This is a genomic window from Oryzomonas sagensis (assembly GCF_008802355.1).
Taxonomy (GTDB): Bacteria; Desulfobacterota; Desulfuromonadia; order Geobacterales; family Pseudopelobacteraceae; genus Oryzomonas; species Oryzomonas sagensis.
This window is the reverse complement of the sequence record NZ_VZRA01000008.1, coordinates 19,738-42,696: the sequence shown is the minus strand read 5'-3', so window position 1 is coordinate 42,696 and position 22,959 is coordinate 19,738. Positions and strand designations below refer to the sequence as shown.

The following is a 22,959-nucleotide window of genomic DNA, read 5'->3' as shown; positions in this document are numbered from 1 at the left end:
CATGTCGGGCCCCTCGGCCCTTGTTTCGAGAAAGACGATGGGCTTTATCGACTATGGCGGCGGTGTGAAATACTTCCTGTACGACCGGCTGGCGCTGCGGGCGGATGTGCGGCACGTCGTGGCCAATGCCGGCGCCTTCGAGTATACCCTGGGCGTGACCATCCCCTTTGGCGGCACCACGGACAAATCCGGACCGGCACCGACCTTTGCCTCCGTAAAAGCCGCTTTGGCGAAAAAACGCCTGGAACAAGCCGAAGCACCGCCCCAGCCGGCCCCACAGGAAAAGCCCGGACAGCCCGTTGCCGCTGCACCGGAGGACAGCAAGGCGCGGGAGCCGTCGCCCTCGGAACAGTTGGCACGGATGAAGGAACAGTTCACCAAAGAAGAACTGGACCGGATTACAACATTCAGGGCAGAATGGGAGAAGGGGAAAGAAGCCCGGTTGGCTGCTGAAAAGAGTGCCCGGGAGCAGGAACGTCTCGAGCAGGAGGCCACGGCCCGGAACGAGCCGAGCCGGGAAGCGGGACGGATGGATGCTGCATCTCCCGTAGTCAAGCAAACCGCCGGGAAGTCAACCACCACCGGCGCCTCAAAGAAGTCGGCGTTGAAAAAGCGGCATAAGACGGACAAGAAAAAACAGCTCCTGCCGGCCCCCCAGTGAGCACCAGGGCAGCGGGTGCGTAGAAAAATGCGTTTTGCCGCACCGAATGCAGGGCCGACAGGGATTATCGCTTGATTTAATACCAAAGATAGTAGATATATCAAAGACATCAACTGTAATCATCGTCTTTTGCTGATGCAACCGGAAACAAGACGACAACCGCATTTCCCGCTACCCGGAGTACCCCGCCTATGGCCGTTCCTTCCCACATGCGAAGTCCGCGCGACAAATTCCTCAACCAGCTTACCGGTATCGACGGTGAATTCGATAATTGGCCGGCGTGGCAAAGGCTCATGGACTGGCTGAAAAAGCAGCCCTGGCATCAGGAGCTGTTCGGCGGCGACAAGATCCCCAGCCGGTTGCTGCATCACTCGACCCTTGCCAACGAGGTCAGCAAGTACCTCGGCGGCCCGGAAGACAACTCGTAAGCCCCCTCATAACGCAGTTGCAGCAAAACGGTTTCCGTCCATAGCGCCGGGAACCGTTTTGCTTTGCACCTTGCCGCGCCATCAACCTCCGGCTGTCATCCTTCCGCAGCTTGACGACGTGGGGTCAGCGTTTCTCATCCTGCAGGGCCGAGGCGTCCCACCCGCCCCCCAAGGCCTTGATCAGGAGCACGCCGGCAGTCATGCGGCTCCCGCGGATGGTGATGGCCGTCCGTTCGTTGGCAAGCTCGGCGGCCTGAGCGGTCAGAAGGGTCAAATAACTGGTGATGCCGGCCTTGTACTGATTTTCGGCAACGGCTACCGATTGGCGGGCGGCCTGAACCGCCTCATCCTGAACCTTGGACTCTTCCTCCAGGATGCGCAACGCCGCCAGATTATCCTCCACCTCCTGAAAACCGGTCAGCACGGTCTGGCGATAGGCGGCCACCTCGGCATCATAGGCGGCCCGTGCCTGGTCGCTCTGTGCGCTGCGCAGCCCGCCGTCGAACAGGGTCTCCGAAACCGCGGGGCCCACCGACCAGAAACGGCTCGGCCAACTCAACCAGCGGGAAAAGCTCGTCGTCTCCAGACCGCCCGATGCGCTCAAGGTAAGGGATGGATACCAGGCCGCCTCGGCTACGCCTATTTGGGCGTTGGCCGCCGCCATCCGCCGCTCCGATGCGGCGATGTCGGGCCTGCGTTCCAACAACAGGGACGGCACCCCCAGAGGGATAGCCGGCGGTTCCGCTTCGAGGGGAGCGGCGGGCAGGCTGAAATCGGAAGCCGGTTTGCCGATCAGCAGGGCAATGGCATGCTCGTACTGGGCACGTTGTACATCGAGGTCGATGGACTGGGCCTGGGTGCTCTTGAGCAGGGTCTCAGCCTGAAGCACATCCGCCTTTGCAGCCACACCGCCGGCGTAGCGGTTTTTCGTCAATTCAAGGGATTTACGGTAGTAGGCAACGGTGGCGTCCAGGAATGCCTTCTGGGCATCCTGGGTGCGCAGTTGAAAGTAAGCCTGGGCAAGCTGGGCTTGGGCGCTCAGGCGGAGCGCCGCCAGATCGGCCTCGCTGGCCTGGGCGCTGGCCCGGCTCGCTTCCACGCTGCGCCGTACGCGGCCCCAGATGTCGGCCTCCCACGAGATATCCACGGGAATCGTATAGGTGGTGGTATCGGATTTTGCAGCGCTGCCGAGGGTCGATGACTGATGGGCGCGGGTGGCCGAGGCCCCGGCCGAGACCGTCGGGTAGTAACCGGCCTTGGCGGACTGGATCAGGGCGCGGGCCTGGCGAAAGCTGGCCTCGGCCGTGAGCACGTTTTGATTCGACACGGCGACCTGTTCTTCCAGAGCATTCAACTGCGGGTCGTTGAATAGCTGCCACCAGGCCCCCTTGATGGCTTCATCCCGCGGTTGTGCCGTTTTCCAGCCGTTCACTTCCTTGTAGGCCGCCGGCATGACCGGCACAGCCTCCGGCCGAACGTAATTCGGGCCGACCGTACAGCCGGCCAGGAACATGAGCGTTCCGGCAAGAAAGAGGTAACGGCGGCAGGGCGATGGTATCATAAACATGGTGTATCCTTTCCCAATTCAAAACGTCATGGCCGGGCGGCGCGAGAAACCATTGCCGCCAATCCGTGGTGTGTCCACGTTTAAGCCCGGGATGCTTTCTTCCTCTGTCCCCGGATCTTCGCTACCCACAGCCTGAAACGGTCCATATAGAGGTACACCACCGGGGTGGTGTACAGGGTCAGCATCTGACTGAAGATCAGGCCGCCGACGATGGAGATGCCCAGGGGGCGCCGCAATTCCGATCCCACACCGAACCCCAATGCCATGGGAAGCGCTCCCAGGAGTGCGGCCATGGTGGTCATCATGATCGGCCGGAAGCGGAGCAGGCAGGCCTCGTAGATCGCATCCTCAGGGCTTTTCCCCTCGTTGCGCTCGGCGGCGATGGCGAAGTCCACCATCATGATACCATTCTTCTTGACGATGCCGATCAGCAGAATGACGCCGATGATGGCGATCAGGCTCAAGTCGGTGCGGAACAGCATCAGGGCGGCCACCGCCCCTACCCCTGCCGACGGCAGGGTGGAGAGGATGGTGATGGGGTGGATATAGCTCTCGTACAGCACCCCGAGCACGATGTAAACTGCCACCAGGGCCGCCAGGATCAGGAGCGGCTGATTGTTGAGTGAAGCCTGAAACGCCTGGGCCGTCCCCTGGAAGCTGCCCCGAATGGTGAGCGGCATACCCATCTCCCGGGTAGCGGCCTCGATCGCCTTGACCGCATCGCCCAAGGCCACGCCGGGAGCCAGGTTGAACGACAACGTGATTGCCGGGAATTGCCCCTGGTGATTCACCGCCAAGGCCGTGGCCGAAGGTTCATAATGGGTAAAACTCGAAAGCGGCACCTGGCTGCCGCTGGTCGAGGGGACGTAAATGTCCCGCAACGTATCGGGCCGCTGCCAGAAGACGGGGTCAACCTCCATGATCACATGGTATTGGTTCAGCAGGGTGTAGGAGATGGACACCTGGCGTTGGCCGAAGGCGTCGTACAGGGTATTGTCGATCACCTGGGGGGTGATGCCCAAACGGGCCGCCGTGGGGCGATCGATCACCAACGATGCCTCCCTCCCCTTGTTCTGCAGGTCGCTGCTGAGGTCGACCACCTGGGGGACCGTGCGCAATTTCCGGAGCACGTTCTGGGACCAGGTGTTGAGCTCGTTCAGGTCGCTCCCCTGGAGGGTATATTGGTAGAGGGCGTTGCCGATCCTGCCGCCGACGCGCAGATCCTGCACCGGGGCCAGGAAGGCCGGTGCACCCGGTACGCCCATAAGCTTCCTGCGCAACCTCTTGATGACGTCGTTGGCGCTGCTGGTCCTCTTTTCGAACGGTTTCAGGGAGATAAACATCCGGCCGGTATTGGTGGTTGCGCCGCCACCGTTACCGCCCGTGAATCCGGTCACATACTCCACGTCCGGATCGGATTTGATGATGCCCACGATCTGGGCCAGCTTCTGCTCCATGGCCTGGAACGAGATATCCTGGGCAGCCTGGATTCTCCCCATGATACGGCCGGTATCCTGTTCAGGGAAGAACCCCTTGGGGACGAGTATGAACAGCGCCACATTGACCACCACCGTTGCCACGATGATGAGCAGCATGATGCGGGTATGGGCGAGTGCCCAGGAGAGGGTGACCTTGTAGAAGCTGTGAAGCCGGGTGAACATCCCTTCGCTGGCCCGGTAGATGATGCCGTATTTCCGTTTCCGTTCAGGCTTGAGCAGCGTGGCGCACATCATGGGAGTCGCGGTCAGGGACACCAGCAAAGAAACCATGATCGCCGCCGAGAGGGTTACGGCAAATTCGCGGAACAAACGCCCCACGATCCCCCCCATCAGCAGGATGGGAATGAATACCGCTACCAGGGAAACGCTCATGGAGAGGACGGTGAAGGCGATCTCTCTGGAACCGGACAGGGCCGCCTGGAGCGGCGATTGCCCCTGTTCCCGGTAGCGGGTGATATTTTCCAGCACCACGATGGCGTCGTCCACGACAAAACCGGTGGCAATCGTCAAGGCCATCAGCGACAGATTATCCAGGGAGTAGTCGAACAGGTACATCACCGCAAAGGTGCCGATGATCGACACCCCGACGGCCACAGCCGGGATAAGCGTGGCGCGCGCATTGCGCAGGAACCAGAACACCACCAGGATCACCAGCAGCGCGGAAAGCAGCAGCGAGCGTTCCACGTCCCGCAGGGAGCCGCGTATGGAAGGGGTGCGATCAAGGACGACCGACAGATTGACGGCCCCCGGCAGGGCGGCCTGAAGCTGCGGCAGCAAGGCGCGCACGTTGTCCACCGTCTCGATGATATTGGCGCCCGGCTGGCGGGAAATGATCACCATGACCGCCGGCTTGCCGTTCACCAGGCCGGCGGAGCGCAGGTCTTCCACCGAGTCCTGCACATTGGCCACGTCAGCCAGCCGGAGTGCTGCGCCGCTCTTGTAGTTCACCACCAGCGGCAGATATTCCTTGGCCGTGCGAAGCTGGTCGTTGGCACGGATCTCCCAGGTCTTATCGCCAGAGGAAACCTGGCCTTTGGGCCGGTTGACATTGGTAGCCGCCAGCATGCTGCGCACGTTTTCCAGGCTGAGGCCGTACTTGCTGAGCGTAAGCGGATTCAGCTCCACCCGCACCGCCGGGAGAGAACTCCCCCCGACAAACACTTGGCCGACCCCTTTCACCTGGGAGAGCTTCTGCTGCATGATGGACGAAGCGGCGTCGTACATCTGCGGCTTGCTCATGGTATCCGAGGTCAGGGCCAGGATCAGGATCGGCGCATCGGCCGGATTGACCTTGCGGTAGCTGGGGTTGCTGGGGAGGTTGGAAGGCAGATCGCCCCGGGAGGCATTGATGGCCGCCTGCACGTCCCGCGCGGCGCCGTCGATGTCGCGGTTCAGGTCGAACTGCATGGTGATGCTGGTGGAACCGCGGTTGCTGGTGGACGTCATCTCGGTCACGCCGGCGATACGGCCGAATTGGCGCTCCAGCGGCGCCGCCACCGAGGTGGACATGGTCTCCGGGTCTGCGCCGGGCAGGGACGCCGAAACCGAAATAGTCGGAAAATCCACCTGGGGCAGCGGCGATACCGGCAAGAGACGGAAAGCGATCGCCCCGGCCAATACGAGCCCCAAGGTAAGCAGCGTGGTGGCGACCGGACGTTTTATGAAAGGGGCGGAGATGTTCATGCTGTGGTAACGTCGGGGCTCTTGATCTTTCTTTCTTCCCCCCGACGTTTTCCCCGTCTCTGCGCCAGCCGGTCAAAGGCCAGGTAGATCACCGGCGTGGTATAGAGCGTCAGGATCTGGCTGAAAATCAGCCCCCCCACGATGGAGATGCCCAGCGGCCGCCGCAACTCCGACCCGACGCCATGCCCCATGGCCAGCGGCAACGCCCCCAGAAGAGCCGCCATGGTGGTCATCATGATCGGCCTGAAGCGGAGCAGGCATGCCTGATAAATGGCTTCTTCCGGTGGTTTTCCTTCCTTGCGCTCCGCATCCAGGGCAAAGTCCACCATCATAATGCCATTCTTCTTGACGATGCCGATCAGGAGGATGATGCCGATGATGGCAATGACACTCAAGTCGGTGCGACAGATCATCAACGACAGCACCGCTCCGACGCCGGCGGAAGGAAGGGTGGAGAGAATGGTGACCGGATGGATGTAGCTTTCGTACAACACCCCCAACACGATGTAGACCGTAATCAGGGCCGCCAGAATCAGCAGCGGTTCGTTGGACAAAGATGATTTGAAGGCCTGGGCCGTCCCCTGGAACGTGCCTTTGATACTGGCCGGCAGCCCGAGTTTCTCGGTTGCCGCCTCCACCGCCGTCACCGCAGTCCCCAGCGACATGCCCGGCGCCAGGTTGAACGACGTGGTCACCGCCGGAAATTGCCCCTGGCGGTTGATGACCAGCGGCCCGACCGACTCCGTCGCCCGGGCAATGGTACTCAAGGGGATCATGCCGCCACTGGCGCTGCGCAGATAGACCGATTGCAGGCCGGTGGGGCTCGTGCGGAAATCCTGCTTGACGGCCAGTACGACCCGGTATTGGTTCAGTTCGGTAAATATGGTCGAGACAAGCCTCTGGCCAAAAGCGTCGTAGAGGGCGTCGTCGATGTTCTGGGGGGTGATGCCGAAACGGGCCGCCGTGTTCCGGTCGATATCCAGCACGACGCGCGCCCCCTGGTCCTGCTGGTCGCTGCTGACATCAAGAAGTTCGGGGCGTGCTTTCATCGCCTCGATCACCTTGGGCGCCAACGCTTTCAGTTCATCGGTATTGGGGTCTTCCAGGGTGTACTGGAACTGGGTGCGGCTGACCCTGGCGTCGACGGTCAGGTCCTGAACCGGCTGCATGAAGAGTTTTATGCCGGCGACGCCCGATGTGTCCGCCTGCAAACGGCGCACGACCTCGCTGGCGCTGGCGTCGCGCTCGGCGAGCGGCTTCAGGTTTATCATGATGCGGCCGCTGTTGAGTGTGGTGTTGATGCCGTCCACCCCAATGAAGGAAGAGAGGCTCTCGACGGCAGGATCTTTGAGGATCGCCCGGGCAAGCTCCTGTTGGCGCTCGGCCATGGCGGGAAACGAGATGGATTGGGCCGCCTCGGTCACCCCTTGGATGGCACCGGTATCCTGTACCGGGAAAAATCCCTTGGGTACCATCACGTAGAGTACGACCGTCAGCACCAGCGTGCCGACCGCGATCACCAGCGTCGCAGTCTGGTGCCGCAGCACGATCTTGAGCGAACGGCCGTAGGCGGCAATGACCCGGTCGAAGAAGAGCTGCGAGGCGTGGTAAAACCGTCCCTGCCGTTCTTCGGGCACATGTTTGAGCAGTCGGGCGCACATCATGGGGGTCAGGGTCAGGGAGACCACCGCAGAGATGAGGATGGTAACCCCCAGGGTGACGGCAAACTCGCGGAACAGGCGGCCGACGACATCGCCCATGAAGAGCAGTGGGATCAACACGGCAATCAGCGAGACCGTCAGCGACAGGATGGTGAACCCGATCTGTTGCGAGCCCTTGAGCGCAGCCTGGAGCGGGCTCTCCCCCTCCTCGATGTAGCGGGTGATGTTCTCGATCATGACGATGGCGTCATCGACCACGAAACCGGTGGAGATGGTCAGGGCCATCAGTGTCAGGTTGTTGAGACTGAACCCCAAGAGGTACATGACCCCGAAGGTCCCCACCAGAGAGAGCGGTACCGCCACGCTGGGGATGATGGTGGCGGAAAAATTGCGCAGAAAGAGAAAGATGACCAGCACCACCAGCACTACCGCAAGCAGCATCTCGTGCTGCACGTCGCGCACCGAGGCCCGGATGGTGTTGGTGCGGTCGGTCAGCACCGACACCTTGATCGAGGCGGGCAACGAACCCTGCAGTTGGGGCATCAGTTTTTTAATGCGGTCCACGACCTCGATGACGTTGGCACCCGGCTGGCGCTGTATGTTGACGATCACCGACGGCTTTTCGTTCATCCAGGCGGCCTGGTTGACGTTCTCCGCATCGTCCGCGACATCGGCCACATCGGACAGCCGTACCGGCGCGCCGTTTTTGTAGGCGACGACCAGGGGGCGGAAGTCCTTGCTGCTGTAGAGCTGGTCGTTGGCGCCGATGATGTAGGACTGGCGGGGGCCGTCAAAGCCGCCCTTGGCCTGGTTGACGTTTGCGGTGGCTATGGAGGAGCGCAGGTCTTCCATGGTCAAGCTGTAGGAAGCCAGCGCCGTCGGGTTTGCATGGACTCGCACCGCCGGCCGCTGCCCGCCGCTGATACTCACCAACCCCACACCGGGAAGCTGGGAGATCTTCTGGGCAAAGCGGGTATCGGCCAGGTCCTCTATCTTGGGGAGAGGCAGGGAATCGGAACTGAGCGCCAGGGTCAGGATCGGCGTATCGGCCGGATTGACCTTGCTGTAGACAGGCGGGTTCGGAAGGCCGGTGGGAAGAAAGGTGGAAGCGGCATTGATGGCTGCCTGCACCTGCTGCTCGGCAATATCCAGGCTCAACTCCAGGCTGAATTGCATGGTGATGACCGAGCAGCCGTTGGAGCTGGTGGAGGTCATCTGGGTCAGGCCCGGCATCTGCCCGAACTGGCGTTCCAGCGGCGCCGTGATGGAGGTGGCGACCACATCCGGGCTGGCGCCGGGGTAAAAGGTGCGCACCTGGATCGTGGGATAATCCACCTGGGGGAGAGCCGAAACCGGCAACTGCTTGTAGGCCACGGCACCGGCCAGCAGGATGGCGATCATCAGCAGGGTCGTGGCCACGGGACGGAGTATGAAAATGCGCGAAAGATTCATGGAATATCCTAAAAATCACCTTCGACTGAACAAAATGACATCAACACAAAAGCAGGTTACCACGGAGGACACGGAGAAAAGGTTGGATGTTTCTTCACAACCCTTTTTCTGCATCGGGAAGGTAATGACGGTTTAGCGGCAGAGCCTCTAGAGCATAAAAAGCCCTGCCGTGTTTTTTATTCCTCCCTGTACCTCGGTGCCCTCCGTGGTGAAAACTTTCCACGTCAGGGTTTTGTTCCCTGTTGAGCCCCGCCAGGTTTCTGTCCTGCACCCTTCGCCGCTCCCCGCTGCCCCCCCTGCCCTTTCGGACTCCCGGGGGCAGTTGCGCCATTCGGGCCGCCCTGGCCCCGCTGGCGACCCGGTTCCCTCAGTTCCACCCTGCTGCCGTCCCGCAGACGTTCGGCGCCGTCCACCACCACCATCTCGCCCGCCTCGAGGCCCGAGGTAATGGCGATATCATCCCCCTGGGTGGTGCCGATGACGACCGGACGAATGGCAACGGTTTTATCGGCCTTCACCAGATACACGAAGGTCCCCTGGGAGCCGCGCTGGATGGCGGAGGAGGGGACCACGACACTATCATGCCTGGTTTCCACGAGCAGTCGGGCATTGACGAACTGATTGGGAAACAGGGCATTATCGTTGTTGGGAAACACCGCCTTGAACTTGACCGTGCCGGTGGCCGGGTCGATCTGGTTGTCGATGGTCAGAAGCTGCCCCGTGGCAAGCTTCTGTTTCTGCTCCCGGTCAAAGGCTTCAACGGCAAGATGGGCTCCCGACCTGAATTTGCCGAGTACCTGGGGAAGGCTGTCCTCGGGGACCGGGAAGACCACCGTGATAGGCTGGAGTTGGGTAATGATCACCAGGCCGGTAGTATCGCTGGCATGAATGATGTTGCCGGCGTCGACCTGACGCAAGCCGACCCGGCCGCTGATGGGCGCCGTAATCCGGCTGTAGACCAGTTGCAGTTTTGCGCTGTCGATCTGCCCCTTGTCCACCTTGACGGTCCCTTCATACTGACGCACCAGGGTCTCCTGAGTGTCCAACTGCTGTTTGGGAATGGAGTCCTGTTGCCACAAGAGCTTATAGCGCTGCAGGTCGAGGCGGGCATTCCGCAGCAGTTCCTGGTCGTGGGCCATCTGCCCCTCGGCCTGGGTCAACTGCACCTGGTACGGCCGCGGGTCGATAACGGCCAGGAGATCGCCCCGCTTGACGACCTGCCCCTCCCGGAAGCGGACCTCCATGAGCTGCCCATCAATACGGGACTTGACGGTGACCGTGTTGAGAGGGGTCACATTGCCGAGCCCCGTGATATACACCCCCACATCCGCCTTTCCCGCGGCCCGTGCCACCACCGGGACCACCTGGGGGGCATTTTTCGCCCCACCCTGCTTGGCGGCCGGGACCGGTTTCCCGCCCCAATACAGGTACCCCCCACCCGCCAACAGCCCTATCAACGGCACGATCAGCCACCAGAGCCGGGACCGAGAGGCTGTCGGGGCGTTTTCGGATGGTTCATTGCCTGTCTCTTCCTGATGAGGTTGTAGGGTCATTGCCGCACCGCCCTTGTTTCCGGTTTCTTCAGGCGTGCAAAAGTGCCTGCTGCATGTAACGTCACGATTTCCTCCTGCCTTATGTGCTTGCTGCCCTGGATACTGGGTAACGATGAAAAGAATGAAGCCGACTTATTCACTTACCAATCAGCCCCACTATATAGACTATTGCGAGAAAAATAAAAAGGAGTCTGGTCCCTGTTCTCAAAATACTTTCAGCACTGCCGCCAGGAACAAAATGAGAAACGGAAGCGATCTTCCGTTTCTCATTATGTACTCTCGTGGAGCACCTTGACGTTTTCGCCGATCTGGATGTGCAGCGCCAGAAATAATCCGCTGAGGGCCACGGCCGGGAATGTGACGGCTGTTACCGGGCGGATCCAGGCCCTTGAACATAGCTTGTCGCTCATCTGCCGCGCCTTCCTTCAAAGAGTTTGGTTACCGCTCCAGCGGTCTTCGGTTGTGCATAACAACGCGCGGCCTTACGTTTTATAAAGCATAAGACGATCAAAGCCCCCAAAGGTTACATGCCCCGCGGTAAAAAATTGAATTAAATGCCCGGCAGCCGCACGGCGGCGGGAACTTTTCCCGGCATTTTCGCACCATTACACGAATAAAACGTATACCGACACATGTGACGGTTGACATTAGCCACATCAGGAGTGAAAATGTCGCTTTAATGGAGGTTTTGTGGATACCGTTCTCGTTGAAATATTCGTCATTGCAGTGATGATTGTTCTGAACGGCTTTTTTGCCTGCTCCGAATTTGCCATCATTTCCATTCGCAAGAGCCGTGTCGCCCAACTGGTGGACGAGGGCGACAAGCGGGCAAGCCTCATCGAGGTGCTTCAGCACGACCCCCACCGCCTGCTGGCGCTGGTGCAGGTCGGCGTCACCGTGACCGGCGCCACGGCCTCGACCATGGGCGGCATTATCGCCGTCGACTACCTCCGCCCCTGGTTTCAGAACCTGGGGATCGGCTTCCTGGCCCATGCCGCCGAACCGGTGGCGGTCACCGGCATGGTGGTTATCATCTCCTACCTGTTGCTCATCCTGGGCGAACTGGTGCCCAAGGCCATCGGGCTGCAATACTCCGACGCCATCGCCTTGCGGGTCGCCCGGCCCATCAGCGTGCTCGCCCGGGTCGGCTCGGTCCTGGTCAGCCTCCTGACCGTCTCCAGCAAGGCGGTGATGCGGCTCTTGCGTATTCCAGCCAACCGGGAACCCTTCATCTCCCGTGAAGAGGTGCAGCACATCGTGGCCGAGGGGCAGGAGAGCGGTGTTTTCAGCGAGACCGAACACGAGTACATCCGCAATGTCTTCGAGTTCTCCCACACCTGCGTCCGCGAGGTGATGGTCCCGCGTACGCGCATGGTAGCCCTCGACCTTGCCGCGCCCCGCGACCAGGTGGTGGCCACGCTGATGGAAAGCATGTACTCCCGCTACCCGGTCTATACCGGCAGCATCGAGGAGATTGCGGGGGTGGTGCACGGCAAGGACATCCTGGGACGGCTGGTGGCGGGCGAGCAGCTCGACCTCGCGGCCATCATGCTGCCGCCGGTCTTCGTGCCGGAGGGCAAGAAGGTCAACGAACTCCTCAAGGAAATGCAGCGCAACCGCAACCAGATGGTGCTGGTTGTGGACGAGTACGGCGGCCTGAGCGGCTTGGTCACCACCGAAGACCTGATAGAGGAGTTGGTGGGGGAGATCGAGGATGAACACGATGTCGGGGAACAACCGACCATAATGAATATGGAGGACGGCAGCCTGATGGTGGATGGCCTGCTTTCGGTCTTCGACCTGGCCGACGCCCTGGAGATCAAGGTGGACGAGGAACTTCCCTTTGAAACCGTGGCCGGCATGATCCTACAGGAGCTGGGCCGTTTCCCGCTGAAAGGCGAGACCGTCGAATGGCACGGCTACCGGTTCCTCTGCGAGGAGGTTACCCAGACCGCGGTACTGAAGGTCCGCGTCACCCCCCTCCCCCCCGAACAGCCATGATGAAACGCTCCTATATAAAGCTTTCCGGCATCCTGCTGCTGGCCGTCAGCACCATCGTGGTCAGCCTGGCTTTTTTTCTGCCCTACCTGCTGGATGTCAACTCCTATCGCGACGAGATCCTCGCTTCCCTGCAAAAATCCCTCAACCGCAAGGTCACCTTCACCCACGGCGAGTTCAAATGGCACTTCGGCCCTTCCTTCGATTTTGACGGCATCACGGTCAAGGAGCCGGACAACAGCGCCGACTTCCTCAAGGCCGACCGCATCACGGTGCGGCTGGCCCTCTGGCCCCTGCTGGAGGAACGTGTCGTGTTGCGCGACGTAGCCCTGGAAGGGGCTGACATCCGTCTGGTACGGAACAAAGACGGGAAGTTGAACATCGACGACCTGTTGGCGCCGGGCAAGGAAGGCATGCAGATCCAGTTCCGCAAGGTGCAGCTCAAGCGCAGTACGATCCAGTGGCACGACATGGCCGTGGGCAAAGATGGGCTGCCGGTTGTTGCCGCCACCAATATCGCCCTGACCATGGATCACGTGGCCCGCGGCCGCAAAGGGAGCGTCAAACTCGTCTGCGACATCCCGGCCCTATCGGGGGCTCCCGCCAAAATCGCCCTGAACGGTACGATCAAGCTCCCAGAAAAGGGGCAATCCCTGCTTGAAATGGAACTAAACGGCGATGCGGATATCAAACAGGCCGAAATCGGCCGTTTCTGGCCTTACTTCGGCAGGCGCATCCCCTTCGCCAACCCGGGCGGCCGCCTTGACGTCGCCACCAGCTTCAAGGGCAAACCCCGTGAGTTCGCCGCCAAGGGCAAAATCCGCATCAACAACGCCGCCGTGTCCTGGCCGACCATATTCCACGCAACCGTGGCGCCCCGTTTCCTCCAGGCGGACTACGACCTGAAACTCAACGGCAAACTGCTGGATATCAAGGCCATCGACCTGAGCACCGACGGTTTCAGGATCAAGGGGAGCGTCCAACTGCACGATTATGCCGGCCCGGATCCGCGCATCGTCGCCAGGGCGGCCACCCCGGGCACCTTCCGCTATGAGGATGTCAGGACCTACGTTCCCTACGGCATCATCCCCGCCGACACCAGCGACTATATCGAGAACAAGATCAAGTCCGGGGTCTTCAAGCTGGATACCGGCGTACTGGACGGACGGGTCAGTCAGATCACCCACATGGAGCGGGGGGACAATTACAACACCCTCCTGATCCGGGGGCCGGTGGAAAAGGCCGTGCTCAGCTACGGCCCCAAGGCGCCTATGTTCAACAACATCAAGGGAACCATCGAGTTGAAGGGTAAGAACTTCAACCTGATCGGCATGACCGGCTCCTTCGGCACGTCGCCGTTCAAATTGCACGGGTCGATCACGGAATACAACACCGACAAGCAATCCGACTACCCGGTCCGCATGGAGATCACCCCACGCTCCCCCGAAATCGCCTGGCTGGCCAGGATCGTCGGGGCGCACAAGCTCGATTTCAGCGGCAACTCCAACCTTGTCCTCACCGGCAACGGCCATTTTTCCGCCTACCGCCTGGACGGCGAATGGGAACTGAAGCAGGCCGCCTACACCTTTCCCGGCGTTGTGCGCAAACCCGCTGGCATGGCGAACCACCTCGCCTTCAGTTCGATCCTGCCGCCGGGCGAGATCAAGCTGAACAGCCTGGCCTATACCCTGCCGCCTCTCGCCCTCTCCGCAAACGCCCTGCTGAGATACGGCGACAAGCCGTACCTCGGTTTCGAGGTGCAGACCAACCCGTTTTGGTTGAGCGAGACCTTGCCCATCATGCCCATGTGGCAACAGCACCGCCCGCGCGGGAGGGTACAGGCCCATATCCGCGGCACCGGCAACCCCGAAGACTTCGCGGCCATGGATTACTCCGGCAGCATTGCCCTGAACACTTTTTCCTTCCTGCCGGATCCCAAACTGAAGCCGGTGAGCGGCATCAGCAGCACGATCACCTTTCACGGGAACAGCCTGGAGACTACCGGCATGAGCGCCCGCTACGGCGATTCGCTCCTCAACCTGCGCGGCCGGGTCAAAAGCCTGAAAAACGCCGAAGCCGAGATCACCCTGTCGTCGCCCCAGTTCTTCCTGCGGGACATAAACCTCATTCCCCCGCCCCCGGCCAAGGCCAATGCCAGCATTCGCCGCCTGCATGCCGTGCTGGCCGTCAGGGACGGCAGGTATGCCATCAATCGTTTGTCCGGACTCTTCAATACGTCCAATTTCAGCATCAACGGCGATTACACCGCGGGGGCCGCCCCAACGGCCAACCTGGCGCTCAGTTCATCCAACCTCGACCTGGACGACCTGCTCCTGCTGGCCAGGCTCTCCGACCAGGGGAACGCGGACAATCGGGCATCATCGCGACTGAACCTGAATCTCAAGCTCAACGCCGAATCCGGGAAATACGAGAAGATTCCCTACTCGAAGCTGAACGCGACCCTGCACCAGGAAAACGGCATTCTTTATCTCCAGGGCATGGGGGCCGAGATGTTCGGCGGCAGGGTGACCGCAAAGGGGCGCATTGCGCCGGGCAACGGCCAGGAGCGACGCTATGACCTGAATATCGGTGTTTCGCGGGTCAATGCGGAGCGCCTCCTTCAAGCGCTGGACGTGACCAAGGAGGTCACCGGGACCCTGAACCTCTCCGGCGACCTGACCGCCCGGGGGGCTACCCTGGCGGACCTCAAGAGGACAGCGCTCGGCAATGTGAAGCTGAGACTGGAAAAAGGCACTCTGCGGAAGTTCAACGTGCTCTCCAAGATGTTCTCGATCCTCAACGTATCCCAGTTGCTCAAGTTCCAACTTCCGGACATGGTGTCGGACGGTATGCCGTATAAGGACATCCATGGCAGCTTCGCCTTCAGCGACGGCAGCATTTCGACCCAAAACCTCTTTATCAACAGCGACGCCATGAACATCTCGGTCATCGGCCGAGCGGACATGGTCAGGGAGGAACTCAATTTCACCATCGGCGTCCAGCCGCTCCAGACCGTAGACAAGATCGTCAACCGCATCCCGGTGGTAGGCTGGCTTCTGACCGGCAAGGGCAAATCGGTGGTAACGGCCTATTTCGAGGCCAAGGGCAAATGGTCCGATCCACAGGTGAGCGCTATTCCGGTCAAGTCCATGGCCAGGGGAGCGTTGAATATCTTCAAGCGGGTCTTTGAACTGCCGGTGAAGCTGTTCACGGATACGGGAGAGGTCATACTGGGACAATAGCAGGTTTTTGAAAATCTACTGCGGGACTGGTCTGCGGCGTTGCCACTCGCTCAAAGGCTCAACGTACCGACGGGTACGCCTCGCCTTCTCGCTCGCTTGCGCCTTGCATACCAGCCTCCTCGCTACGATTTTCAAAAACCTTAAAGGCGTCGAGCAGCAAAGCGAAACCCGCTCAATCCGGGGTTTCAGTAGATGGCGTAATTGGCGGGGTCTGAAAAGATCTCTTTCAGCAGCAGATTGTTGAGGTAATGGCCGGTCTTGTTGGCCTCGACCTTGCCGAGGATGCGGTAGCCGCTGGTGTACAGATCGCCGATCAGATCGAGAATCTTGTGATTGACCAGCTCCTTCTTGTAACGCAGGCCGTGGGGGTTGACGATGCTGTCCTCGCCGATCGCCACGGCATTGTCCAGGGTCGCCCCCTTGGCCAAACCCGCCTGGCGGATCGCCTCCAGTTCTTCGATGAAGCCGAAGGTGCGGGAATTGATGATGGCGAAGGCGTTTTCCACGTCCGTGACCCGTTTCTTCTGCTTGCCGACCGGTGCCCGGAACTCGATGGACATGGTGATTTCCAGGGTATTGAGCGGCTTGACCCGCAGAAACGCGTCTTCCCGGGTGACCTCCACCGGGCGGAGCACCTTCAGATAGACGCCGTTTTCCGGGAATTCGTAGACGCCGGCTTTCCACATGCCCTGATAGAACTCCCAGGCCGAGCCGTCCATGATGGGGACCTCGGGGCCGTCGATGTACACCAGGCAGTTGGTGATGCCGGAGAAGTAAAAGGCCGCCATCAGGTGTTCGATGGTGGAAACCGATGCCCCCTCCCTGGCGATCAGGGTCGAGAGGCGCGTGTCGGCCACCATGTCGTAGCGGGCCGGGATCATCTGGCCGTTGATGACAAAGGCGATGCCGAACTCGCGGCGGGGAAGGAACTCCAGGTTGACCGGTTGGCCGGTATGCAGCCCGATGCCGGTGATCTTGAAGATACGATTGATGGTGGTTTGTCGTTTGATCATTGCGCAGCTTTCTCGAATTTTATTGCACAGCGGCACACACCCCGCTCCCCCTCCGGTCTGACGGAGGGGAGACGGATCAGCCGTTGATTTTCTTTTTCAGCGCCTCGTGTTCCTCGGCCAGGGTGGCGTACTTCTTCTCCAACTCGCGGATCTGGTCGAACAGACACGAAATCGCCTTGGCCTCCGGGTCGGGCAGCTGGTCGTGTTGCAGGTCGGGGCGAAGCTCTTCCTTCTTTTCCTGGGCCATGACCACCCGACCGGGGATGCCGACCACGGTAGCGTTTTCCGGGACCTCCTTGACCACCACCGAGTTGGAGCCGATCTTGGCCCCCTTGCCGACGGTAAACGGTCCCAGCACCTTGGCCCCCGATCCGATCACCACGTTGTCGCCCAGGGTCGGGTGACGCTTGACCTTGTCCCAGGTCACCCCGCCCAGGGTCACGCCGTGGTAGAGGGTCACGTTGTCGCCGATTTCGGCCGTTTCCCCGATCACCACCCCCATGCCGTGGTCGATGAAAAACTTGCGGCCGATCTTGGCGCCCGGATGGATCTCGATGCCGGTCAGGAAGCGGCCCACATGGGAAATGAAACGCCCCAGGAAAAATAGCTTGTTGATCCAGAACCAATGGGCAATACGGTATATCCAAAGGGCGTGCAGGCCGGGATAGCAGAAGATGATCTCCATGGCATTGCGGGCGGCCGGATCGCGTTCAAAGACGGAGTTGATATCCTCGCGCAGGTTCTTGAACATGGTGAAACTCCCGTACAAACAGTTGAAAATTGTGGTACAGGATTAACATAGGCCCACTAAATCTGTCAATTTTTATCACCTGTTTTGTCGTAAACTTAGCTCTCGACAAAGGGCGTACTTTTCACTAAGATGCGCCCATTGCGTCCTGTATACAAAACACTTTTCACTCGGCATCCAATCAATCGTAACAAAGCCGAATTTCCGGCAACGAAAGGAGAACCACATTCATGTCCACCAAACCGTTCGTTTATCAGGAACTCTTCCCCCTTGCCACAGATGAAACCAAGTACCGCAAGATCGAGGGAAGCGAAAAGTACGTCGAATTGGCCGAGTTTGCCGGCAAGCAGGTCATCAGGGTCTGTCCCGAGGCGCTCACCGTTCTGGCCAATGAGGCCATGCGGGACGTTTCGTTCCTGCTGCGCCCCGCGCACAACGAGCAGGTGGCCAAGATCCTCTCCGATCCCGAAGCCTCCCAGAACGACAAAGGGGTCGCCATGGCGTTCCTGCGCAACGCCGAGATCTCCGCCCAGTTCGAACTTCCGGTCTGCCAGGACACCGGCACCGCCACGGTCGTCGCCAAGAAAGGCCAGCAGGTCTGGACCGGCGTCAAGGACGAAGAGTGGATCTCCAAGGGTGTCTACAAGACCTACACCGAAGAGAACCTGCGCTACTCCCAGACCGTGGCCCTGGACATGTACAAGGAAGTCAACACCGGCACCAACCTCCCGGCCCAGATCGACATCGCGGCCACCGACGGCGACTACTACAAGTTCCTGTTCATGGCCAAGGGAGGCGGCTCGGCCAACAAGACCATGCTCTTCCAGGAGACCAAGGCCCTGCTCACCCCGGGCAAACTGGAAAAATTCCTGGTGGAAAAGATGAAGTACCTGGGCACCGCCGCCTGCCCTCCCTACCACATCGCCTTCGTCATCGGCGGCACCAGCGCCGACGCCTGCATGAAGACCGTCAAACTGGCCACCGCCAAGGAGCTGGACGGCCTCCCCACCCAGGGGAACGAGCACGGCCAGGCCTTCCGCGATCTGGAACTGGAAGCGAAACTCCTTGAGGCGGCGCAGAAGCTGGGCATCGGCGCCCAGTTCGGCGGCAAGTACTTCGCCCACGACGTGCGCGTCATCCGCCTGCCGCGCCACGGCGCGTCCTGCCCGGTGGGCATGGCGGTATCCTGCTCGGCCGACCGCAACATCAAGGCCAAGATCACCAAGCACGGCCTGTTCGTGGAGGAGATGGACCGCAACCCCGGCCGCCTGATCCCCGAGCAGTACCGCGGCAAGCACGGCCACGGCGTCAAGATCGACCTGAACCGCCCCATGAAGGAGATTCTGGCGGAACTGACCAAACACCCGGTGTCCACCCCGCTCCTGCTCACCGGCACCATCGTGGTGGGCCGCGACATCGCCCACGCCAAGTTCAAAGAGATCATGGATAAAGGCCAAGCACTGCCCGAGTACCTGCTGAAGCACCCGATCTACTACGCCGGCCCGGCCAAGACCCCGGCGGGCAAGCCCTCCGGCTCCTTCGGCCCCACCACCGCCGGCCGCATGGACTCCTATGTGGACGAACTGCAATCCCACGGCGGCGCGATGATCATGATCGCCAAGGGCAACCGCAGCCAGCAGGTTACGGACGCCTGCAAGAAGTACGGCGGATTTTACCTCGGCTCCATCGGCGGCCCGGCCGCGGTCCTGGCCGAGGAGAACATCAAAAAGGTCGAGTGCATCGACTTCCCGGAACTGGGGATGGAAGCGGTGTGGAAGATCGAAGTGGAGGACTTCCCGGCGTTCATCCTGGTGGACGACAAGGGGAACGACTTCTTCAAACAGCTTGGTTTGTAGAGATTAACTGATACGATGGCAACGCAAATGGCCACAGGGGACTGTGGCCATTTGTCGTGTGCACTAAAATTTCGATAAACGGCAAAATCCCGCTCGCTCACCGCCGCTTGTACGTCCCCATCAACTCCCCCTTGGCCAGGACATGCCCCTGCATGGCCCGCTCCAGGTCGCCCTTGGCGGTGGAGTCACCGAGATGCAGCGTAGTGTCCAGGGCATAGACCCTGAAAAAATAGCGGTGGGTCCCGGACGGCGGGCAGGGGCCGCCGTAACTGTTCCGATGCCAGTCGTTCTTCCCCTGTTTGGCCTGGGGCGGCAGGCCGTGCTCGGGGATCTCCCGCGTCTGGGGCGGGATGTTCCACACCACCCAGTGCACCCAGTCCCCCAGGGGCGCATCCGGGTCGTCCATGACCAACGCCAGGCTCCGGGTGGCCTGCGGCACCCTGCCGATGACGATGGCGGGACTGGTATCGTTCCCATCGCAGGTGTGGCGGGACGGTATGGCCTCCCCATGGCTAAAGCCCGGACTCGAAATGGTCAACGCTTCCATCCTGCGTCCCCCCTTCCCCTGAGCGGTCGCACCCAGCAAGACCCCGAGCGCCGCCAGCAGCAATGCCGCCAGCACGCGCCCCACCTTCCGTCCCTGTCCTGTCATTACAGCTTGTAGCCGATCGTGCGCAGCAGGCCGTGCCGCTGCTGGCGCTCTTCAACCGATTCCACCCCCTTGGGGGCACAACCGTCGATCACCCCGAGGATGCCCCATCCCTGCATGGTGGAGGCGACGACGACCTGGAGCGGGTTGGCCGTGGCACAATAGACGCAGCAGACTTCGGGGCAATTTTTTACCTGGTTGAGGATGTTGATGGGATAGGCGTCCCGCAGCAGGATGCAGAAGACATGGCCGGCGCCGATGGCCTTCAGCACGGTGGCGCATCCCTTGATCAGCCCGTCGTCGTTCCCCTCGGTTCGGATCAGGCAGGGGCCGGACGCCTCGCTGAAGGCAATGCCGAAACGGGCCTGGGGCACCGTGGTGGCGATGGCCTCGTACAAGTCCTCGGCAGTCTTGATAAAGTGGGTCTGGCCGAGGATGATGTTGCACCCTTCGGGATAGTCGATCTTGACGTTATGAATCTCCAGTTGCATGCCCCCTCCTCCGCGCCCGGCTGTTTCGGGCGGCTCGCTTGGCCGCGGTGCCGCCATCGGGACAGCCGCGCCGCATTTCCCCTTAGCTGTCCAATATCTCCCGCACCTTCCACAGGAGTTCCTGCGACTGGACCGGCTTCATGATAAGCTCGATCCCCTCATCATCCACGCCGCGATTCCGAATGAAATCCGCAGTGTATCCGCTGGCATAACACACCTTTATGCCCGGCTGCAGCCGCCTGATCTCTGCAACGGCCTCTTGACCGCTCTTTCTGGGCATGATGATATCCGTGAGGACCAAGTGAATCTTACCACGGTTTGCCATGAATTTCTCGACAGCCTCCTGTCCGTCCTCCGCCAGGATCACCTGATAGCCGTACCGGGTCAGGATGTCTTCTAAAAGCCTGCGCACCCCAGCTTCGTCCTCGGCCACAAGGATCGTTTCGGTCCCGCCGTCGGGAGCGACCGGTTCCCCCGTTTCTTCCCGCGCCCCCTGCCCTTCGTCGCTCAGCGGCAGATATATCCTGAAGGTGGTGCCGTGTCCCGGTTCGCTGTAGACAGTGATAAAACCGTTATGCTGCTTGACGATCCCGTAGACGATGGCCATGCCGAGGCCGGTCCCCTTGCCTTGCTCCTTGGTGGTAAAAAACGGCTCGAAGATCCTCTTGCGGGTCTGTTCGTCCATGCCGCAGCCGGAATCGGAAACCGCTATGCAGGCATACCGGCCCGGCGTACCGTAGCCATGGGTATGGATAAAGGAGTCGTCAACATCCAGGGTGTTCGTTTCGATGTTCAACAGCCCCCCCATCTGCATGGCATCCCGAGCGTTGGTGGCCAGGTTGATCAGGACCTGTTCGATCTGGGCGCTATCCACGCGCACGGCAATCTCAGGGCGGTTGCAGACGGTTCTGAGCTGGATATCCTCGCCAATGACCCGGGCGAGGAATTTCTGGACATGCTGCACGATACCGTTGAGGTCGGCCGACCTGAAATCCATGACCTCTTTGCGGCTGAAGGTAAGCAGCCCGCGGGTCAACTGGGCCGCCTTCTCGGAAGAGGCGATAATCTGCTCGACCTCATCACGCTGGTGCGTATCCAGCTTCGGGTCCATCTGCAACAGATTGCAATACCCCATGATAACCGTGAGCACATTGTTGAAGTCATGGGCCACGCCGCCCGCAAGCTGGCCGATGGCCTCCATCTTCTGGGCCTGCCGGAGCTGCTCCTCCATGGCCCTCTGCTCGGTCATGTCATGGGCCAGTGAAAGCAGGCACTGGCGGCCGTCAACCGTGATGAGTTCGCCGTAATACCTGCAGGTGATGTAGTTTTCGGCATTTGAGCGCAACCGCAACTCGACGCCCGAGGTGCGCCCCTTTTCCCCCAATTCGGCCACTAGCACCTGACGCTGGTCCGGCGTGATCCAGCCAAGCTCGAGCGATGTCCTGCCCACGGCTTCCTGGCGGCTGAAGCCGGATAGCTCGACGAATTTTTTGTTCACATCCAGAAAGCGGCCATCCTCAACCGTGCTGATCGTCATGATGATGGGGGCGTTGTCGAAGGATTTGGAGAATTTTTCCTCGCTGAGGCGCACCGTTTCCTCGATCTGCCTCCGCTCGACAATCTCCTCCTCCAGGACGATCGTCTGTTCCTGGAGCGTCTCCTGGGCCATCTCACGCTCTTCTATCTCATGCTCCAGCGCCACGGTCTGTTCATAAAGCTCCGTGGTTATGCGCCCCAGTCTGCGGGTCCCGAACCCAATGCCCCCCAGACCCAGCAACCAGATGAAGGCGTGGTTGATATATACCCCCCGCATCTCCCTGGCCATCATGGCATAGATTGGTTCCAGGGGGACGGAGACGCTCAGGCCTCCCCGCACCTCCCCCCCATGATACCCCTGGGGGGCATGGCACTTGAGGCAGGGTTTCTCGGCCAACAGCGACTTCATGTAGCGATAGTACGGTTTGCCGTCGATATGCTCTATCTCGCCGACCTCCGTACCCCCCCGTTCGAACGCCTGCAGCGCCCCCCTTTCCCAGAGGTCGGGGGCGTTCTCGGCCCTGATCGGTTTGAGGCTGGTGATATGGCCGCGGCCGGTCCCCCTGTACTCCTGGGCCATTTCAAACACCTGACGCGTCATGTAGGCCGGATTCATCAGGGTCAGCCGTTTACCGGAGGGGGTGGTGATATCCCGCTCGGGGATGCGGGACAGGTAGGGATTGGGTTGGGTGGATTCCGTCACCGGCACGTACACGCCGCCATGGCGGGATGCCCAGCGGCGGTAGAGGAGATCCTTCTCGAAGAAGGCCTGGCTCTGCATCTTGCCGAGCAACAGCACGTCCTCCCGATGTTGCCGGTGATCCCAGTACAGCGAGTACGCCACGAGCAGTGTCCAGAATACCGCAATGACGGCACCGAAGCGCTGCATGCGGTTTCCGGGGGTAAATCCGGTAGATGCGCC

Annotated in this window: 14 protein-coding genes and 1 pseudogene; 5 read left to right on the top strand and 10 right to left on the bottom strand. The window is 60.8% G+C overall.

The window, feature by feature from the left end; genetic code table 11:
• Together F6V30_RS16325 and F6V30_RS16320 are read left to right on the top strand one after the other, a co-directional pair.
• A pseudogene (locus F6V30_RS16325) lies at positions 1 to 661 on the top strand (hypothetical protein); the annotation flags it as partial.
• A 191-nt stretch (positions 662 to 852) separates the two neighbouring features.
• The gene (locus tag F6V30_RS16320) at positions 853 to 1,089 is read left to right on the top strand and encodes a hypothetical protein (protein ID WP_246163591.1); all 237 of its coding nucleotides are present in this window, start codon (positions 853 to 855) and stop codon (positions 1,087 to 1,089) included.
• Between the two features lie 124 nt (positions 1,090 to 1,213).
• Here F6V30_RS16320 and F6V30_RS16315 read toward each other — a convergent pair whose 3' ends face one another.
• From F6V30_RS16315 to F6V30_RS17220, 5 genes are all read right to left on the bottom strand, one after another.
• Positions 1,214 to 2,656: an efflux transporter outer membrane subunit gene (locus F6V30_RS16315; RefSeq protein ID WP_246163589.1), complete on the bottom strand. Its 1,443-nt coding sequence runs from the start codon at positions 2,654 to 2,656 to the stop codon at positions 1,214 to 1,216.
• Positions 2,657 to 2,736: 80 nt separating this feature from the next.
• On the bottom strand, positions 2,737 to 5,838 hold the full coding sequence (locus tag F6V30_RS16310) for a multidrug efflux RND transporter permease subunit (protein WP_151158208.1): 3,102 nt from the start codon (positions 5,836 to 5,838) through the stop codon (positions 2,737 to 2,739).
• Complete coding sequence (locus tag F6V30_RS16305; RefSeq protein WP_151158206.1) at positions 5,835 to 8,951, bottom strand: MdtB/MuxB family multidrug efflux RND transporter permease subunit; 3,117 nt, start codon at positions 8,949 to 8,951, stop codon at positions 5,835 to 5,837. The genes F6V30_RS16310 and F6V30_RS16305 overlap by 4 nt, the downstream gene beginning before the upstream one ends.
• Before the next feature lie 224 nt (positions 8,952 to 9,175).
• Positions 9,176 to 10,414, bottom strand: a complete 1,239-nt coding sequence (locus F6V30_RS16300; RefSeq protein ID WP_246163588.1) for an MdtA/MuxA family multidrug efflux RND transporter periplasmic adaptor subunit — start codon at positions 10,412 to 10,414, stop codon at positions 9,176 to 9,178.
• A 359-nt stretch (positions 10,415 to 10,773) separates the two neighbouring features.
• Positions 10,774 to 10,914: a hypothetical protein gene (locus F6V30_RS17220; RefSeq protein ID WP_191965752.1), complete on the bottom strand. Its 141-nt coding sequence runs from the start codon at positions 10,912 to 10,914 to the stop codon at positions 10,774 to 10,776.
• 280 nt (positions 10,915 to 11,194) lie between these two features.
• Between F6V30_RS17220 and F6V30_RS16295 the strand changes: the two genes are divergently transcribed.
• Positions 11,195 to 12,505 carry a hemolysin family protein gene (locus tag F6V30_RS16295; RefSeq protein ID WP_151158202.1) on the top strand — a complete coding sequence of 437 codons (1,311 nt, stop codon included), beginning with the start codon at positions 11,195 to 11,197 and terminating at the stop codon, positions 12,503 to 12,505.
• On the top strand, positions 12,505 to 15,744 hold the full coding sequence (locus tag F6V30_RS16290; RefSeq protein WP_191965751.1) for a DUF3971 domain-containing protein: 3,240 nt from the start codon (positions 12,505 to 12,507) through the stop codon (positions 15,742 to 15,744). The genes F6V30_RS16295 and F6V30_RS16290 overlap by 1 nt, the downstream gene beginning before the upstream one ends.
• A 185-nt stretch (positions 15,745 to 15,929) precedes the next feature.
• On the opposite strand, the gene lpxC is transcribed toward F6V30_RS16290, so the two are convergent.
• Together lpxC and cysE are read right to left on the bottom strand one after the other, a co-directional pair.
• Positions 15,930 to 16,757, bottom strand: coding sequence for a UDP-3-O-acyl-N-acetylglucosamine deacetylase (lpxC, locus tag F6V30_RS16285; RefSeq protein ID WP_151158198.1), 828 nt, complete (start codon positions 16,755 to 16,757; stop codon positions 15,930 to 15,932).
• 76 nt (positions 16,758 to 16,833) lie between these two features.
• Positions 16,834 to 17,508: a serine O-acetyltransferase gene (gene cysE / locus F6V30_RS16280; protein WP_151158195.1), complete on the bottom strand. Its 675-nt coding sequence runs from the start codon at positions 17,506 to 17,508 to the stop codon at positions 16,834 to 16,836.
• Positions 17,509 to 17,735: 227 nt separating this feature from the next.
• Between cysE and F6V30_RS16275 the strand changes: the two genes are divergently transcribed.
• On the top strand, positions 17,736 to 19,361 hold the full coding sequence (locus F6V30_RS16275) for a fumarate hydratase (RefSeq protein WP_151158193.1): 1,626 nt from the start codon (positions 17,736 to 17,738) through the stop codon (positions 19,359 to 19,361).
• 97 nt (positions 19,362 to 19,458) lie between these two features.
• On the opposite strand, the gene F6V30_RS16270 is transcribed toward F6V30_RS16275, so the two are convergent.
• From F6V30_RS16270 to F6V30_RS16260, 3 genes are all read right to left on the bottom strand, one after another.
• Positions 19,459 to 19,983, bottom strand: a complete 525-nt coding sequence (locus F6V30_RS16270) for a YbhB/YbcL family Raf kinase inhibitor-like protein (protein ID WP_338042784.1) — start codon at positions 19,981 to 19,983, stop codon at positions 19,459 to 19,461.
• Positions 19,984 to 20,012: 29 nt separating this feature from the next.
• Positions 20,013 to 20,501 (bottom strand): adenosine-specific kinase, encoded by a 489-nt coding sequence (locus tag F6V30_RS16265; RefSeq protein WP_151158191.1) that lies wholly within the window; start codon positions 20,499 to 20,501, stop codon positions 20,013 to 20,015.
• Positions 20,502 to 20,583: 82 nt separating this feature from the next.
• Positions 20,584 to 22,926, bottom strand: coding sequence for an ATP-binding protein (locus F6V30_RS16260; protein WP_191965750.1), 2,343 nt, complete (start codon positions 22,924 to 22,926; stop codon positions 20,584 to 20,586).
• Between the last annotated feature and the right edge of the window lie 33 nt (positions 22,927 to 22,959).